Here is a 15298-nt window from a genome sequence, read left to right on the forward strand (position 1 = left end):
TCTCTACCAGGAGCCCGCCGTCGGGCCTACTGGCCGAGCACCTTGAGGGATGCCCGTGCGTCCGGAGCGTACTTCCCGGAGGGTTCCAGGGTGAGATAGCGCTTGTAGGCCTCGATTGCCTTCTTGTTCTGCCGGGACTGCTCGCGAGCCACGCCGAGGAACAGCCAGGCGCTAGCGTTGCGGGGCTGCTCCTTCGTCACGCCCTCCAGCAGCTCGATGGCCTCGCGGTACTTCCCCGTCTCGCCGCGCACGAGCGCGATGCCCAGTCCCGCCTTGGCCTCGTTGGAGTCCGGCTTGAGCTCGAGCATCTGACGGTAGCTCCGGGCCGCGGCCTGGTAGCGCTCGCTGGCCAGGGACTTGCGCGCCTGGCGCGTCAGCTCGGCGTACTCGGCCTCGGGATCCGTCGCGGCCTTGCCCGCGGCCGGCTCCTTGCCCTCCTCCACCGGAGGCGTGCCGTTCGCCGCGACGGCCTCGGCGGGGGGCGTCGCCGGCTGGGCGGGAGCCTGGACCTCCGGCTTCGGCGGCTCGGGCTGCTTGGGCTCGGGAGACGTGGGCGTCTTGGGAGGGGTCGCCGTGGAGGTGGGCACGGTGCTCGGCACCGGTGCGGGCGGAGGCGTGCTCGCGCCACCCGATTGGGTCATCACCACCACCGCGGCGGCCAGGGCGATCGCCGCGACCCCCACGCCTATGAAGAGGCCCGTCCGCTTCGGCGCGACGGGCGCCTCCGGCTTGCGCTCCGACGGCACCGGACGGGGCCTGGGCTCCGGCCGGGCCTCCTGCTTCGGCTCGGGCCTGGGCTCCGGCCGGGCTTCCTGCTTCGGCTCGGGCCTGGGCGCGGGCATCGGCTCCGGTTGGGCCACCACCACGGGCGCGGGCAGGGACTCCAACTGGGCCTCCAGCGTGGGCAGGGGCTCCGGCTCCAGCACGGGCAGGGGCTCCGGCTCCAGCACGGGCATCGGCTCGGGCATGGGCTCCGGCTGGGCCTCCAGCACGGGCGGGGGCGCCTCGGAAGGCACCAGCGGCTCGGACACCGGCGGCGCGGCCGGCTCGATCACCGCGCTCGACACCAGGGTGACTTCCTCCGCTGGGCCCGCGGGCTCGGGAGGAGGCACCACGGGCAGCGGATTGGGCTCCACCGCGGCCCCTCCGAAGATGGGAGCCCGGGACATGGGCGAAGACAGCTCGCCGAGCGACATGGAAGCCGCGGACGCGGCCGTGGACCCGGCGGTGGGAGCGGGAGCGGAAGCGCGCGGCGCCGGGGACCAGCCCGGACCCCATCCCCCGGTGGAGCCGAGGCCATCCTCATCCACCCGGTTCCAATCGAGCAGCAGGCTGCGCTGCGCCTGCTCCTTGGCGCGGTGCGCGGGGGCGGGATCCACGAGGAACGAGGAGCCCTCGGCGGTGCGTGGGGGCGCGATGAAGTCCGCCTCGGGAGCGGTGGGCGCGCGGCGCCGGGACTCGAAGACGACCACGTTGGCGAGCCGCGGGGGAGCCTCCGCCTCGGTGCGCGGCGGGGGCGAGGCACGCACCTCGGGGGCCGGCGGGACGACGGGGGCCGCGGTGACGGTCGCCTCCACCATGAGCGGAGCGGCCTCGGGCACGGGCGCGAGAACTGGCGCGGGAGCCGGCGCCGGCTCGACGGGAGCGCTGGGCGCGGGCGCGGTGTGCAGCCACTCCTCGATGCCCGGCTTGCCGCTCTGCACGGGCTCCTGCGAGACACTGCCCAGCTCGCGGATGAGGCCCTCGAAGTACAGCTTGCTGATGATGCCCAGCGCCGCCAGGTCGTCGAAGTCCGAGTCCTCCACCACGCGGCTCAGGGTGCGCTTGCCATCGAAGAGGCGCAAAAGCCCGTTGACCTCGTCCGGAATCTCCGAGAGCCGGTCGGCCAGCTGGTGGTAGTCGATCTCGAACACCGTCTCCAGGGGCGGCAGCTGCTCGAGCATGCGGCCCCACTCGTCCAGCCGGCGCATGCCCTCCATGAGCAGGCCCTGGGTGGAGACCTCGATGCGCTCGGAGCGATCCAGCGCGGAGAACTGCACCTCGAACTCGCCCTCGGTGGCGTTGAGCAGGCGGTAGAAGGCGTTCTCGCCCTTGAGCCGGCCCATCTCCGCGTCGATGACGCGGCCTTCCTTGAAGTAGATGGTGGCGACGCGATCGCCCTTGATGGAGATGGTGCCCGTCTTGCGGCCGATCTCGAACGTCTGCACCAGGTCCACGACGCCCATGTCGACCAGGTTGCCCGCGAAACCGCCCTTGGTGGTCTCGCGCCGCTCGATGCGCTCCTTGTCCGCCTTCTGGAGGATCATCGTCACGCGGGTGACGATCTCCTTGATGTAGATGGGCTTGGTCAGATAGTCGTCCGCCCCCATCTCCAGGCCCTTCACCTTGGCCTCGACCGCCTTCTGGTTGGTGAGGAAGACGAAGGGAATGTGCTTGTAGCGCTCCTCGGATTTGAGCGTCCGGCACAACTCCAGGCCGTCCATCTCGGGCATCTTCGTGTCCGACAGCACCAGGTCCGGCGTGCTGATCTGCACCTTCTCGAGCGCGTCCTTGCCGTGAACAGCGGTCGTGACGGAGAAGCCGGCCTTCTTCAGGCTGACCTCCATGACACGGAGACTCTTCGGGTCACTATCGACCAGGAGCAGGTGCTGCTTGGCCACGTTCGATTGCCTTTCGCTGCGGACGGCCTACCAGGGAAGGCCGGCGCCGAGAAGGCGCGATGATCGGGCCCGCTCTCCAGGGCTGTCAATGGTCGTGGGAGAGGGAACTCGCCGAGCATCCAGGAGGACGAGCACGTGCCCGGCGAGGCCGGACTCCGGGGGCCCGGTCGCGGCAAGCCCCCCCGGCGCCCGGTTCAGCGGAAGAGGCCGCCCTTCTTGGTGGGAGGCGGATTCTTCTTGCGCATCTCGATGAGCCGCAACTCCTGGTTGGCCTCCAGATGCTTGGGACTCGCACGGATGGCCTCGCGGAAGTGCCGCTCGGCGCGCTCCATGTCGCCCTCCACCCGGGCAATCACCCCGAGCTGGTAGTGGGCCCGGTCGCAGCGCGGATCCATCTTCAGCGCCTCGGCCATCATCTGCTTGGCGCGGGAGACCTCGGCCTTGCGCTGGGGGTCCATGTAGATGGCCCAGGCCCGGGCGGCCAGGTACACCGCGCGGGGCTCGGCCTGGAAGGCGCGGTCGAAATGGTCGGCCGCCGCCACGAAGTCGCGCTTGCGGAAGAAGATCTCCCCCGCCTTGAAGAGCTCGTTGGGATCTTCCCCGGAAGCGCGTTGCGGCGGTGGTTGGAACGAGCCCTTGGAGCGCAGCTCCTGGAGATAGGTCGCGCGCCTGGCGTCGTCGTAGAGAACGTCATAGGCCTCGCGGATGGACTCGTAGACGATGGTCATGCGCGGAGCGAGCTCGGAGAGCGAGGGCGGCAGACGATCCGGGTGGAAGCGCTTGGCGAGTGCGACGAAGGCCGCCTTCACCTGCTCGCGCTTGACGTCCGGGCCGATGGCGAGTCCCAACAGGGAGAAGTAATCCTGCCGGGACTGCACGTCGGCGTAGCGCTTCTCGATGAGCTGGGCGAGTTGCTGCTCCTCGTCGTGGCCCTGCGCGGGCGCCGCGGCGGCGGGCGCGGGCACGGCCGGAGCAGGCGCGGGTACCGGCGGCGCGGGCGTGGGCACGGGCGCCGCGGACACGGGCGGCGCGGGCACTGGCGGAGACACCGGACGGGCTCCCGTGTCCATGGCCCGCTGCGGTGGGAGCTGAGGTTCGATGGCTCGCGGGTCGCCAGCGGGAGGGCTCGGAGCCTCGTTCTCGAAGGGCAGATCGACCCATTCCGCGAGCGAGTCGGCCTCATCGATCAGCGGCACGGCAGCGGGCGACGCGACCACGGGCTGGGAAACGGGCTCAGCGGGAGGCGGGGCGGGAGGAGGCGGGGCGGCGACGACGGCCGTCGCGGGAACCTCGACCTGAACGAACGACTCCAGTTGTCCGTCGACCTGCTGTAGCGCGGCCTCGAACGAAGCGCTGATGTCTCCCGGAGCCTCGCCCGGCTGGGACTTGCCGAACCCCATGCCGCCCCATTGGGCGTCCTCGAGCATGGGACGTGGGGCCTGGACCCCCTGGGAAGCGGGAGGAGGAACAGCGGGAGGGAGACCCCGCGCGAACAGGTTCGGGGGAGCGGCCGATTCCGGAGCGGGTGGACGAGGAGCGGGCGGACGGGGAGCGGGCGGAGGGGCGCCAGCCGAGGGCGAACGCATGCCCGGCGGAACGGAGGCCGTGGACGCGCGTGCGCCAGCGGAGGGCGGGCGCATCCCTGGCGGGACGTCGGAACGAGGAGCAGAGGGCCGGGGAGGAACGGCCATGGGAAGCGGAGCGACGAGGGGCTCGGACCAATCAGTGGCGGTGAGCATGTCCCAGGATTCTTCTGGGGCGGGTGCCTCGAGCGTGGGCGACGGAGGGACAGGCGCCGCGACGGTTTCCACGGTGGTGGGAACGGACTCCTCGATGAGCCAGTCCTCGGGAGGAGTGCTCCCCGTCCGACGCAGCGCCTCCTGCATGTCCTGCATCCGCGCGGCATCGGCCTGCTCACGCGCCAGACGGAGCCCCTCCGTGTCTTCGTGCCCGGGCAGTTCGGCGGCCACCGGGAGCGCGACGTCCACGGCGATGTTCTCCTCGGGGGGAGGCACGGCCGCGTCCGGGATGGCATTGAACCAGCCCTCGGACGAGGGAGCGATGTCGGCGAGCGACACCTCGAGCTGCGGAGCCGAACTGGACTCGGGCACTTCTGGAGGGGCCGGGGCCGCGGTGAAGAAAAACTCCCCGTCCGCCAGCTGGGCCAATTCGGCGAGCTGAGCCACATCCGACAACTGCGAGACTTCGACAGGAGCCCGCGCCTCCGCGACACGAGCGGTCTCCGCGAGGCGCGCCCACTCCTCCGCTCGACGCCAGGATTCCTCGGCCTGCCGTGCGGCTTCGGCCTGCCGGGTCTCTTCGGCCAGTCGCGCCTCTTCCGCCAGTCGCGCCTCTTCCGCCAGTCGCGCCTCTTCCGCCAGTCGCGCCTCTTCCGCCAGTCGCGCCTCTTCCGCCAGTCGCGCGGCTTCCGCCTGCCGAGCCTCTTCCGCTAGCCGGGCCTCTTCAGCCAATCGTGCCTCTTCGGCCAGTCGCACGGCTTCGGCAAACCGGGCCTCTTCAGCCAGTCGCGCCTCCTCCGCCAGTCGCGCGGCTTCCGCCTGCCGAACCTCTTCGGCCAGCCGTGCCTCTTCGGCCAGCCGTGCCTCTTCGGCCAGCCGTGCCTCTTCGGCCAGCCGTGCCTCTTCGGCCAGCCGTGCCTCTTCCGCTAGTCGCGCCTCTTCCGCTAGCCGTGCCTCTTCGGCCAGCCGTGCCTCTTCCGCCAGTCGCACGGCTTCCGCCAGTCGTGCCTCTTCGGCCAGCCGCGCCTCTTCCGCGAGTCGCACGGCTTCCGCCTGCCGTGCCTCTTCGGCCAGCCGCGCCTCTTCAGCCAGCCGCGCCTCTTCAGCCAGCCGCGCCTCTTCAGCCAGTCGCGCCTCTTCTGCCAGTCGCACGGCTTCTGCCTGACGAGCCTCTTCCGCCAGTCGCGCGGCTTCCGCCTGCCGCGCCTCTTCCGCCAGGCGGGCCTCTTCGACCAGCCGCGCCTCTTCGGCAAGCCGCGCCTCTTCCGCCAGTCGCGCCTCTTCCGCTAGCCGTGCCTCTTCGGCCAGCCGTGCCTCTTCCGCCAGTCGCACGGCTTCCGCCAGTCGTGCCTCTTCCGCTAGCCGTGCCTCTTCGACCAGCCGTGCCTCTTCCGCCAGTCGCACGGCTTCCGCCAGTCGTGCCTCTTCCGCTAGCCGGGCCTCTTCGGCCAGCCGTGCCTCTTCCGCCAGTCGCACGGCTTCCGCCTGCCGCGCCTCTTCGGCCAACCGTGCCTCTTCCGCCAGCCGTGACTCTTCCGCCAGTCGCACGGCTTCCGCCTGCCGCGCCTCTTCCGCCAGTCGCGCGGCTTCGGCCAGTCGCGCCTCTTCGGCCAACCGGACCTCTTCGGCCAGTCGCGCCTCTTCGACCAGACGAGCCTCTTCCGCCAAGCGGGCCTCTTCGACCAGCCGAGCCTCTTCAGCCAGTCGTGCGGCTTCCGCCAGCCGAGCCTCTTCCGCCAGTCGCGCGGCTTCGGCCAGCCGGGCCGCTTCCGCGAGTCGCGCCTCTTCCGCTAGCCGAGCCTCTTCCGCTAGCCGAGCCTCTTCGGCCAGTCGCGCCTCTTCCGCCAGTCGCACGGCTTCGGCCAGTCGCGCCTCTTCCGCCAGTCGCGCCTCTTCGGCCAGCCGAGCCGCTTCCTCCCGACGCGCGTTCTCGCGCGCCATCCAGTCCTCGACGGACAAGGACTCGACGAGGCCCTCACGCTCCAGCACATGAAGCAGCGTCCGCGAGCCGAGCGGCAGCCCCTCCAGCCGCTGGAAATCCACCAGCGACGAGAGAAACGCCATCTCCTCCTCACCCGACACCCAGGGAGCGCAGGCCGCCGCATCCGCGCAGCGGAACATGCGGGGCGCGGAGGGCTCGCCTTCGACGGGCTCCAGCGCGGCACGCACGACGCGCGCGCCCGCGATGGGGCGGAACATCGCCTCGATCCCGTCCTCCTCGAAGGCGGCATGCTCGGCGAGCTGGCTCAGGCGCCGCACCTCGGCGAGCACCTGCTGCTCGGCCACCTTGCCCGGCTCCAGCCCCAACTCCTCCAGTAGATCCTCGTCCGGAGTGCCCGCGCTCTCCCGGGCCCAGAGCGCATCCAGCAGCCCGGCGTGGATGCGGCCGGCCTGCACCAGGGCCTGCACCGGGGTCTGGAAGCCGAAGCCGAGCCGGGTCCCCACCAGGTCACCTCCCTGGAGGAACAGCAGCGACTGCCGGCCGCCGGCGCTCAGCGTGAGGCGGCCGGTGGCGCGGGACTTGTGGGCGGAGTAGAGGGTTTCGGCGACCTGCGAAGCGGACGACATACGGGCCTCAGTGTAGTCGCTCCGCCCCTCCTCTCAACTCGGCGTGTCCGCCCGCCCGCCCGGGAGGCCGAAGCCCACCTGGCGCAGGGCCTCGTAGGCGGCGATGCCCACGGCGGTGGACAGGTTCAGGCTGCGGCGCTCGGGCAGCATGGGCAGGGTGACGGCCGTTCCCGAGCCTCCGGTCATCACCTCGGGGGGCAGGCCCTGGGTCTCCGAGCCGAAGACGAGGTGATCTCCCTCCTCGAGGCGCGCGGCGTACAGGGATGTAGCGGCGCGGGCGGAGAAGAGCCAGCGCCTGGCCGAGGGCCACTCGGCCAGATAGGCGCCGTAGTCCGGGTAGAGCTTGAGGAAGACCTTGTCCCAGTAGTCGAGCCCGGCGCGCTTGAGGTGCCGGTCATCGATGGAGAAGCCCAGGGGCTCCACGAGGATGAGGCGGCAGCCGGTGACGGCGCACAGCCGGGCGATGTTGCCGGTGTTGGGGGGAATCTGCGGGGAGACGAGGACGAGGTGGAAGGGGCGCGCCAGGGGCTGGAGCATTGGAGTAGAAAGCGCGACATGCGCCTGAGAGTGAACAATGTGACACGAGACCGCCTGCTGGCGGATCGCGCCGAGCGGGCCACGAGCTTCCGGGACCGATTCGTGGGGCTGATGGGGCGGCGCTCGCTGGCGCTGGGCGAGGGGATGCACATCGCGCCCTGCAACTCCATCCACACCTTCTTCATGCGCATCCCCATCGACGTGGCCTTCCTCGATCTGGACGGGGTAATCGTCAAGCAGTTCGTGGCCCTGCCGCCCTGGCGGGCGACGTCGGTGTACTTCCAGGCGAAATCGGTGCTGGAGCTGCCCGCGGGGACGCTGGAGGCCAGTGGGACGCGGGAGGGGGACAAGCTGGTGTTCGAGCCCGTCCCGTGAGCCGCCAGGGGAACGCCCGTGCCCGGAGCGCTTGGGTTTTGACCCCTCTTGGGACGCTTTGTTAACCTGCCTGCTCCGTCCACGCACACCCTGGACACGCTGGAGAATTCCCGAGCATGCGCATTGAGGTCGCTGGCCACACCCACGTCGGGATGAAGCGCAACCACAACGAGGACAACTACCTCATCCTGCCGGAGGAGAACCTGTGCTGCGTCGCCGACGGCATGGGCGGGCACTCCTCGGGGGAGATCGCCTCGAAGATCGCGGTGGACGAACTGGCCGAGTTCTTCCGGATGACGGCGAAGGACCAGGACGCCACCTGGCCCTTCAAGATGGACAAGGCGCGCAACTACGACGAGAACCGGCTGGCCACGGGCATCAAGCTGGCCAACAAGAGCATCTACGAGAAGGCCAGCCACGACACGAAGTACAAGGGCATGGGGACGACGATCGTCTCGGTGCACTTCACCAAGGACTCGGCCTACGTGGGACACGTGGGCGACAGCCGGGTGTACTTCTTCCGTCACGGCGTGCTCAAGCAGCTCACCGAGGACCACTCGCTGCTCAACGACTACCTCAAGGCCAAGAAGCTCACGCCCGAGGAGATCGAGAACTTCCCCCACAAGAACGTCATCGTCCGGGCGCTGGGGATGAAGGAGCTGGTGCAGGTGGACGTGACGAAGGTGGAGCCGCAGCAGGACGACATCTTCCTGCTGTGCTCGGACGGGCTGTCCGGCATGGTGACGGATCCGCAGATCCAGGAGTTGCTGGCGCGCACGGACGAGCTGGAGACGGCGTGCTCGCAGCTCATCGATCTGGCGAACGCCGCGGGCGGCACGGACAACGTCACGTGCGTGCTCGCACGCTTCCACGCCAACTGACGGGCCGCTAGAGCGGCGCCGCCACCCGGTGGGCGCCCCAGGCCATCACCTCCACGAGCGACTCCCCGGGCGCCACCTCGGTGCCCTCCAGGAGGGCGGCGCGCTCCAACCGGGCGCCCTCCCCCACCCGGACCCCGGCGCCCACGGACACGCAGGCGCCCACGTGCGCGCCCCGCGCCACCGTGCACCCCGCGTCGAAGTGCGCCGGTCCCACCACCCGCCCCTCCACCCGGGCCGAGGCATGGGCCCAGGCGTTGTCCGCTCCCCTGGGCGCCAGGGCGAAGGGCGAATCCCCGCCCAGCCCCTCCAGGGACACCTGTCCGGAGAGCACGTCGCGCACGGTGGCCAGGTAGCGCGACGGCGTGCCCAGGTCCGACCAGTACGCGCGCACGCCCTCGCCCCGGACGGGCACGCCCGCCTCCATCATCCGCACGTAGACGTCGCGGTTGATGTCCTCGGGCCCCTCGGGCGTCATGAAGTCGAAGACGCGCGGAGTCATCACATGCACGCCCGTGAAGTGCCAGGGGGTGAGCCCCTCGCCTCCGGGCCCGAAGCCCGCGATGCGCCGCACCTGGCCCCGCGCATCCACGTCCACCGAGGCGTACTTCTCGTTCTCCGGCATGGGCAACAGCACCATCGTCGCCGCCGCGCCCGACGCCCGGTGCGCCTGGAGCACCGGGCGCAGGTCCACCGGGAAGAGGATGTCGCCGTTGAAGACGAGGAAGTCCTCGCCCGACAGGAAGTCCTTCAGGCCGCGGATGCCGCCGCCGGTGCCCTGGATGACGGGCTCGTGCACCACGTGCAGCGCCAGCCCCGCGCGCTCGCACTCGGCGCGGGCGGTGGCCGCCATGACGTCCGGCAGGTGGTGGGTGTTGATGCCCACCTCCCGCACGCCCGCGCCGCGCAGCACCGCCAGGTGATAGCGGAAGAGGGGCTGACCGAGGAACGGCAGGGCCGGCTTGGGCCAGCGCTCGGTGAACGGACGCAGGCGCGTGCCCAGCCCCGCGCAGAGAATCATCGCCTTCATGTGCGGCCCCTCTTTCCTTGGTCGCGCCTCAGCCCAGCTCGGGCACGTACTTCGCCACCAGCTTGCGCAGCCCGCTCATCTCCGGCCGCCGCTCGAAGGCGTCGCGCACGTAGCGCAGCGACGCGGGGATGGACACCAGGAAGCCCGGGTTGCCCTTCACGCGGTTGATGAACTCGAAGCGGCCCGCGTCCTTCATCTTGCGCTGCAGCGTGAGCAGATCGAAGAAGGCCTTGAAACCCTGGGGCTCGATGCGCTCGCCCGTGAGCTGCGCGAACGTGGCGATGTACCGGTCGAGCATGGCGTCCACGAAGCCGCGGTCCAGCTCCACGTAGCTGTCGCGCAGGAGCGCCACGAGATCGTACTGGCGCGGGCCCTGGAGCGCGTCCTGGAAGTCGATGACCACCAGCTCGCCATCCTTCACCATGATGTTGCGGCTCTGGTAGTCGCGGTGCGTGAAGCCCCGCGGCGCGGCGGCCAGCTGCCTGGCGATGTCGCGGAAGACGCGGTCCAGCTCGGCGCGCTCGGCGTCCGTGGGCTTCTTCCCGCTCCACGCCTCCATGCCCCACTCCCGGAAGTGGTGCAGCTCCCAGTCGTAGAGGTCCTCGTCGAAGGCGCGCGTGAAGGCGAGGCACTGGGGGTCCACGTGGCGCTCGGCCTGGGCGCGCAGGCGCGCGAGCAGATCCACCGCCCGGGTGTACAGCTCATCGCGGTGCTTGCCGCCCTCGAGCGCCGCCTCGAACGTCTTGTCCGTCAGGTCCTCCAGCACCATCATCCCGGCGGGCTCGTCGTAGCGCAGGATGCGCGGCACGCGGATGCCCAGCCCCTCGAGGTAGCGGTGCACGTTGATGAAGGGCAGCTCCTTGGGCGGCTCGCCCTTGGACGCCTCCTCGCTCTTCTTCGAGGCATCCAACGGCATCACCATCAACACCCAGCTCTCCGGCGCGGTGCCCACGCGGTAGTACGAGCGGTTGCTCGCATCGCCCTTGAGCTTGGTGATGGGAGCCTGGGGCACGGGGCGGCCAATGGCCTTCCCGACCTGGTCGCGCAGCGCGGCCTCGAGTTCCATAGGGATGCGGTTCTCCTGCAACGAGTGGGTGAAAACGGCGCGCGAGTATGGGAGCGCGCACGAGCCGGGTCAAAACCCCGGTGCCAGAGCGCGTCATTCCCTCGTCGCGCGGGACGTGAATCGTGTCCACTCCCGCGCTGCGCCGCGTCGGAAGATGGGAATCCGGCGGAATGTTGAAAGAGGCTGGGGGATGACGTCGGCGAGGGTCGACCCCACTGTTCCAGAGCGGTAATAAGGACGCGCCGCTCCCTACCCCACACGAGAGTTTCCGATGGACATCCACGACAACATCCTTTCGGCGATTGGCCACACCCCCCTGGTCAAGCTGCAGCGCCTGGTCGGTCCGAACGACGCGACGGTGCTGGTCAAATGCGAGTTCATGAATCCCGGCGCGTCCATCAAGGACCGGATGGCGCTCTACATCATCGAGAAGGCCGAGCGAGAGGGGAAGCTCAAGCCCGGCGGCACCATCGTGGAGAACACCTCGGGCAACACGGGCATGGGCGTGGCGCTGGCCGCGGCGGTCAAGGGCTACAAGTGCATCTTCACCATGCCGGACAAGATGTCGCTGGAGAAGATCAACCGCCTGAAGGCCTTTGGCGCGCAGGTGGTGGTGACGCCCACGAACGTGCCGGCCGAGGATCCGCGCAGCTACTACGAGACGGCCAAGCGCCTGCACCGGGAGACCCCGGGCGCGTTCATGCTCAACCAGTACCACAACCCCGACAACATCGAGGCGCACTACAAGATCACCGGTCCGGAGATCCTCGAGCAGACGGAGGGGAAGATCGACTACTTCGTGTCGGGCCTGGGCACGGGCGGCACGATGAGCGGCGCGGGCAAGTTCCTCAAGGAGAAGATCCCCGGCCTGAAGAACGTGGGCGTGGATCCGGAAGGCTCCGTGTACGAGGGCTACTTCAAGACGGGCAAGCTGACCGAGCCGCACGTCTACAAGGTCGAGGGCATCGGCGAGGACATGCTGTGCGGCGCCATGGACTTCAAGGTGCTGGACGACGTGCGCCAGGTGGATGACCGCCAGAGCTTCGTGGCGGCGCGGCGGCTGGCGCGCGAGGAGGGCATCTTCGCGGGTGGCTCGGCGGGCGCGGCGGTGCACGTGGCGGTGCAGCTCGCCAAGGAAGTGGGCAAGGGCAAGACGATCGTCGTCATCCTCCCCGACACCGGCATGAGCTACATCAGCAAGTTCCACTCGGACGAGTGGATGCGCGACAACGGCTTCATGGAGGAGAAGGGCGCGGGCACGGTGCGCGATCTGCTCCAGGGCAAGAAGAAGGACGTCATCACCGCGCGCAAGGGCCAGCGCGTGGACCAGGTGGTGGAGACGATGCGCCAGCGCGGCATCAGCCAGATGCCGGTGCTCGCCGAGGACGGACGCGCGCTCGGGATGATCCACGAGTATGACTTGCTCAACGCGCTGGTGGCCCACCAGGTGAAGTTCGCGGACACCATCGACAGCATCGTCACGCCGCTGCAGGGCGTGGTGGCGCCGGAGACGAGCCTCAACCGGCTGCGCGAGGTGTTCAACCAGGACAAGGTCGCCGTGGTGAAGGAGGGCGAGAAGGTGCTCGCCGTCATCACGAAGATCGATCTCATCGAGCACCTGCACCGCGAGGCGCCCTGACCGGGCCGCCGGCGGGGACCGACGCCCGCCTCTGAAGGAGAAGACCGGCCGGTCCTGGCCATCGCCCCCACCAGGAGGGTGACCAGGACCGGCACGTGTCCCCCAGAGGGGTCCGCACGGCCACAGACTCCCATTTCATGAGAATACGGGTTTACGGATTGTCATTGTTTTCCATGCCTGGCTGAGGCATTGGTGACAGGACGACAATCGTCGTTCCTGCTCCAGCGAGCCGTAGTGGCAATGGGCAGACGCGTGAAACCGGACGCCTCCTGCCCGGCGCATGCGTCACGCCGCACCCCGACGCCTGCTTCCGCGCTCGCTCAGAGGTCACGGTCCATGACACGCCTGTCCCCTCTTCCGAACCGGCTCACGGCCCTGCTGGCCGAAGTCCGCGTCCTCCATACCCTCGGGCCCACGGGCACCAACTGCGAGGAAGCCGCGCACTTCTGGTTCAACGGCCGGCCCCAACGCGGCGACGTCAAGCTGTATGCGACGCTGGAGACAGCCCTGGAGGCCATGCCCCAGGCGCCGGGCCACGCGCTGCTGGCCTGCGCGGTCTATCCGCAGCTGCATACCCTGGTCTTCTCGAACCTGCACCGGCTCGCCGTGGCCGATACGTTCGTGATGCCCACCTTCGAGATGGTGCTCGCCTCGCGCACGGGCGGCGCCCCGAGCGTGGTCGCGACCCATCCCGCGCCACAGGGGCTGGTGCCCGCCGACATGCGGCGCGTGCTCGTCAACAGCAACGCCCAGGCCGCGATCGAGTGCGCCGAGGGACGCACGGACGGGTGCATCACCACCTCCAAGGCGGCGGCGGCCCACAAGCTGCAGATCGTCACCAACCACGGCGCGGTGCCCATGGTCTTCACCCTCCACGTTCCCACCGCCCTCGCGCGCTGAAAGTGCCGCCATGAGCCCCACGCTGAACGCCCTGCGCGCCAACCATTCCGCCACCGAGCTCGTCGCCCACCAGCTCGTGCCCCTGCTCGACCGCTTTCGCGAACTCCAGGCGCCCAATGGCGCGGTCACACGAGATCCCGACGAGGCCCACCGCCTGCTCGAGCGCATCGTCCCCCTGGTGGCGACCACGGCCGCGGCCGCCCAGGTGCCGGGGCTCGGCGAGGCCTTCGCGGCCGACACCCAGGAGTGGCGGGAGCGCGGTCTGGACCAGCAGCCCACCTACGATCGCACCCTGCAGACCTACCGTCCCCCGCGCGGCGACGGGGTGACCTTCTTCTGCGCGCCCCTGCTGGCCACCAACGGACCTGCGCCGCGCGGACACTTCCTCGAGTGCTTCCTCGCCTACCGCGAGGAGCCCGAGGAGTGCCTGCGCCTGGAGCAGGACTATCCCCACCCGAAGAACAAGTGCCAGTCTTCGCGGCTCCTGTACGGCTCGAAGGGCCTGCGGGAGGGCAACTGCATCGTCTTCTTCCCCGAGAACATCGCCGCCGCCACCAAGGTCCAGAGCCAGGACTACGCGCTGTTCTTCTTCAACAAGTTCAGCGACATCTACCTGTCCTTCACCATGCCGGCGGTGGAGCGGCTCTTCGGCCCGAGGGATCTCATCACCGGCGAGGAGCGCTGGCGCTCCCTCTCGCTCTCTCCCGAGGCGTTCTACCGGGCGCGGTGTGTCTGGGGCTACCTCCACGACTATCACCACCACCGGGGCCCCCGGCCGTTCGACGAGAACCTTCAGATCAAACTCAACTGGTTCGTCGGACTGCTCGAGGAGACCAAGGTCGACTGTCAGACCATGCTCACCTGCCTCGAGCCCGGCGTGCCCTTTGGCATCGAGGTGCTCGAGTTCGCGCTGTTCGAGCGCATGCTGCGCTACCCCCAGCAGCCGGACTGCACCACCAACTTCGACGCCGGCACGGGCGTGTTGCTCTTCCAGTGGCTGCTCAGCCAGGGGGCGATCCGTCCGCGAGCCGGACAACAGGGGCTCGACCTGGACCGCGACACGCTCGTGGCCGCGCTGAAGGGGCTCATCGCGCGCGTCGAGGAGCTCGAGCGCATCACCGATGACGCCCGCTACAAGGCCGAGGCCAAGACGTTCGTGCGCACGCTCGTGCCCGAGGGCGAGCAGCCCGGCCACCGCTTCCGGCTGCCCGAGGACTACCGCACCCACGTCGGGCTGCGGCCCTCCGACCGCATCCTCTCCTTCGATTCCCTGGTGTACTAGTCCTGGTCATGAGCGACCTCTTCTTCCCACTCGCCGCCTTCGCGGTGTCGACCTCGATCACCCCCGGGCCCAACAACATCATGCTGACCGCCTCGGGGGCGAACTTCGGCTTCCGGCGCACGCTGCCGCATATGGCGGGGATCGCGTTTGGCTTTCCCCTGATGCTGCTCGCCATCTGCCTGGGCCTCGGCGGGGTGTTCCGGGCCCTGCCCCAGATCCACGTCATCCTGCGCTATGTGGGCCTGGTCTATCTGCTGTGGCTCGCCTGGAAGATCGCGACCTCGGGCCCGTCCACCGGCTCCGCGGAGACGACGAGCAAGCCGCTCAGCTTCGTCCAGGCGGCGGGCTTCCAATGGGTCAATCCCAAGGCCTGGATCATGGCGGCGGGCGCGGTCACCACCTACACCTCGCCCGACCGCGACGTCCTCATCGAGTCGCTGCTCATCGCGGGAATCTTCGCCGCGGTGAGCTTCCCCTGCGTGGCCCTGTGGGCGTCCGTCGGCGCGGCGCTCGAGCGGCTCCTTCGCGAGCCGCTGTGGCTGCGCGTCTTCAACGTGACGATGGCCGTGCTGGTGGTGGCCTCGGTGCTGCCCTTCGTCTTCGAGTGAGCCTCCCCCCTTCAGG

11 protein-coding genes are annotated in these 15298 nt (G+C 69.7%); 6 read left to right on the forward strand and 5 right to left on the reverse strand.

What is annotated here, in order from left to right; all coding sequences use genetic code 11:
* Window positions 1-26 precede the first annotated feature (26 nt).
* The 3 genes from F0U63_RS37915 to F0U63_RS37925 all read right to left on the reverse strand — a co-directional run bounded on the left by F0U63_RS37915 (window position 27) and on the right by F0U63_RS37925 (window position 7504).
* Entirely contained in the window at window positions 27-2660 is a 2634-nt protein-coding gene (locus F0U63_RS37915; RefSeq protein ID WP_395837913.1) for a response regulator, read from the reverse strand.
* A gap of 194 nt (window positions 2661-2854) precedes the next feature.
* Window positions 2855-6967, reverse strand: a complete 4113-nt coding sequence (locus F0U63_RS37920) for a DnaJ domain-containing protein (protein WP_395837915.1) — start codon at window positions 6965-6967, stop codon at window positions 2855-2857.
* A 33-nt stretch (window positions 6968-7000) separates the two neighbouring features.
* Complete coding sequence (locus tag F0U63_RS37925) at window positions 7001-7504, reverse strand: tRNA (cytidine(34)-2'-O)-methyltransferase (protein WP_002627018.1); 504 nt, start codon at window positions 7502-7504, stop codon at window positions 7001-7003.
* An 18-nt stretch (window positions 7505-7522) separates the two neighbouring features.
* Between F0U63_RS37925 and F0U63_RS37930 the strand changes: the two genes are divergently transcribed.
* Complete coding sequence (locus tag F0U63_RS37930; RefSeq protein WP_395837917.1) at window positions 7523-7879, forward strand: DUF192 domain-containing protein; 357 nt, start codon at window positions 7523-7525, stop codon at window positions 7877-7879.
* 116 nt (window positions 7880-7995) lie between these two features.
* Entirely contained in the window at window positions 7996-8760 is a 765-nt protein-coding gene (locus F0U63_RS37935; protein ID WP_395837919.1) for a Stp1/IreP family PP2C-type Ser/Thr phosphatase, read from the forward strand.
* A 7-nt stretch (window positions 8761-8767) separates the two neighbouring features.
* On the opposite strand, the gene F0U63_RS37940 is transcribed toward F0U63_RS37935, so the two are convergent.
* Together F0U63_RS37940 and F0U63_RS37945 are read right to left on the reverse strand one after the other, a co-directional pair.
* Entirely contained in the window at window positions 8768-9787 is a 1020-nt protein-coding gene (locus F0U63_RS37940) for a sugar phosphate nucleotidyltransferase (RefSeq protein WP_395837921.1), read from the reverse strand.
* Between the two features lie 28 nt (window positions 9788-9815).
* The gene (locus tag F0U63_RS37945) at window positions 9816-10853 is read right to left on the reverse strand and encodes an aminoglycoside phosphotransferase family protein (RefSeq protein ID WP_395837923.1); all 1038 of its coding nucleotides are present in this window, start codon (window positions 10851-10853) and stop codon (window positions 9816-9818) included.
* 271 nt (window positions 10854-11124) lie between these two features.
* Between F0U63_RS37945 and F0U63_RS37950 the strand changes: the two genes are divergently transcribed.
* From F0U63_RS37950 to F0U63_RS37965, 4 genes are all read left to right on the forward strand, one after another.
* Complete coding sequence (locus tag F0U63_RS37950) at window positions 11125-12492, forward strand: pyridoxal-phosphate dependent enzyme (protein ID WP_395837925.1); 1368 nt, start codon at window positions 11125-11127, stop codon at window positions 12490-12492.
* Window positions 12493-12828: 336 nt separating this feature from the next.
* On the forward strand, window positions 12829-13392 hold the full coding sequence (locus tag F0U63_RS37955) for a hypothetical protein (protein ID WP_395837927.1): 564 nt from the start codon (window positions 12829-12831) through the stop codon (window positions 13390-13392).
* A 10-nt stretch (window positions 13393-13402) separates the two neighbouring features.
* Entirely contained in the window at window positions 13403-14674 is a 1272-nt protein-coding gene (locus F0U63_RS37960) for a DUF6421 family protein (RefSeq protein WP_395837929.1), read from the forward strand.
* 8 nt (window positions 14675-14682) lie between these two features.
* Window positions 14683-15282 carry a LysE family translocator gene (locus F0U63_RS37965; protein WP_395837931.1) on the forward strand — a complete coding sequence of 200 codons (600 nt, stop codon included), beginning with the start codon at window positions 14683-14685 and terminating at the stop codon, window positions 15280-15282.
* Window positions 15283-15298 lie beyond the last annotated feature (16 nt).

Origin of the sequence: Cystobacter fuscus, assembly GCF_044360685.1 — a bacterium.
GTDB classification, from domain to species: domain Bacteria; phylum Myxococcota; class Myxococcia; order Myxococcales; family Myxococcaceae; genus Cystobacter; species Cystobacter fuscus_C.

Excerpts from the sequence above, each read along its gene's own strand:
- F0U63_RS37920 (WP_395837915.1), bottom strand. The coding sequence starts at position 6,967 with ATGTCGTCCGCTTCGCAGGTCGCCGAAACCCTCTACTCCGCCCACAAG.
- F0U63_RS37925 (WP_002627018.1), bottom strand. The coding sequence starts at position 7,504 with ATGCTCCAGCCCCTGGCGCGCCCCTTCCACCTCGTCCTCGTCTCCCCG.
- F0U63_RS37930 (WP_395837917.1), top strand. The coding sequence starts at position 7,523 with ATGCGCCTGAGAGTGAACAATGTGACACGAGACCGCCTGCTGGCGGAT.
- F0U63_RS37935 (WP_395837919.1), top strand. The coding sequence starts at position 7,996 with ATGCGCATTGAGGTCGCTGGCCACACCCACGTCGGGATGAAGCGCAAC.
- F0U63_RS37940 (WP_395837921.1), bottom strand. The coding sequence starts at position 9,787 with ATGAAGGCGATGATTCTCTGCGCGGGGCTGGGCACGCGCCTGCGTCCG.
- F0U63_RS37945 (WP_395837923.1), bottom strand. The coding sequence starts at position 10,853 with ATGGAACTCGAGGCCGCGCTGCGCGACCAGGTCGGGAAGGCCATTGGC.
- F0U63_RS37950 (WP_395837925.1), top strand. The coding sequence starts at position 11,125 with ATGGACATCCACGACAACATCCTTTCGGCGATTGGCCACACCCCCCTG.
- F0U63_RS37955 (WP_395837927.1), top strand. The coding sequence starts at position 12,829 with ATGACACGCCTGTCCCCTCTTCCGAACCGGCTCACGGCCCTGCTGGCC.
- F0U63_RS37960 (WP_395837929.1), top strand. The coding sequence starts at position 13,403 with ATGAGCCCCACGCTGAACGCCCTGCGCGCCAACCATTCCGCCACCGAG.
- F0U63_RS37965 (WP_395837931.1), top strand. The coding sequence starts at position 14,683 with ATGAGCGACCTCTTCTTCCCACTCGCCGCCTTCGCGGTGTCGACCTCG.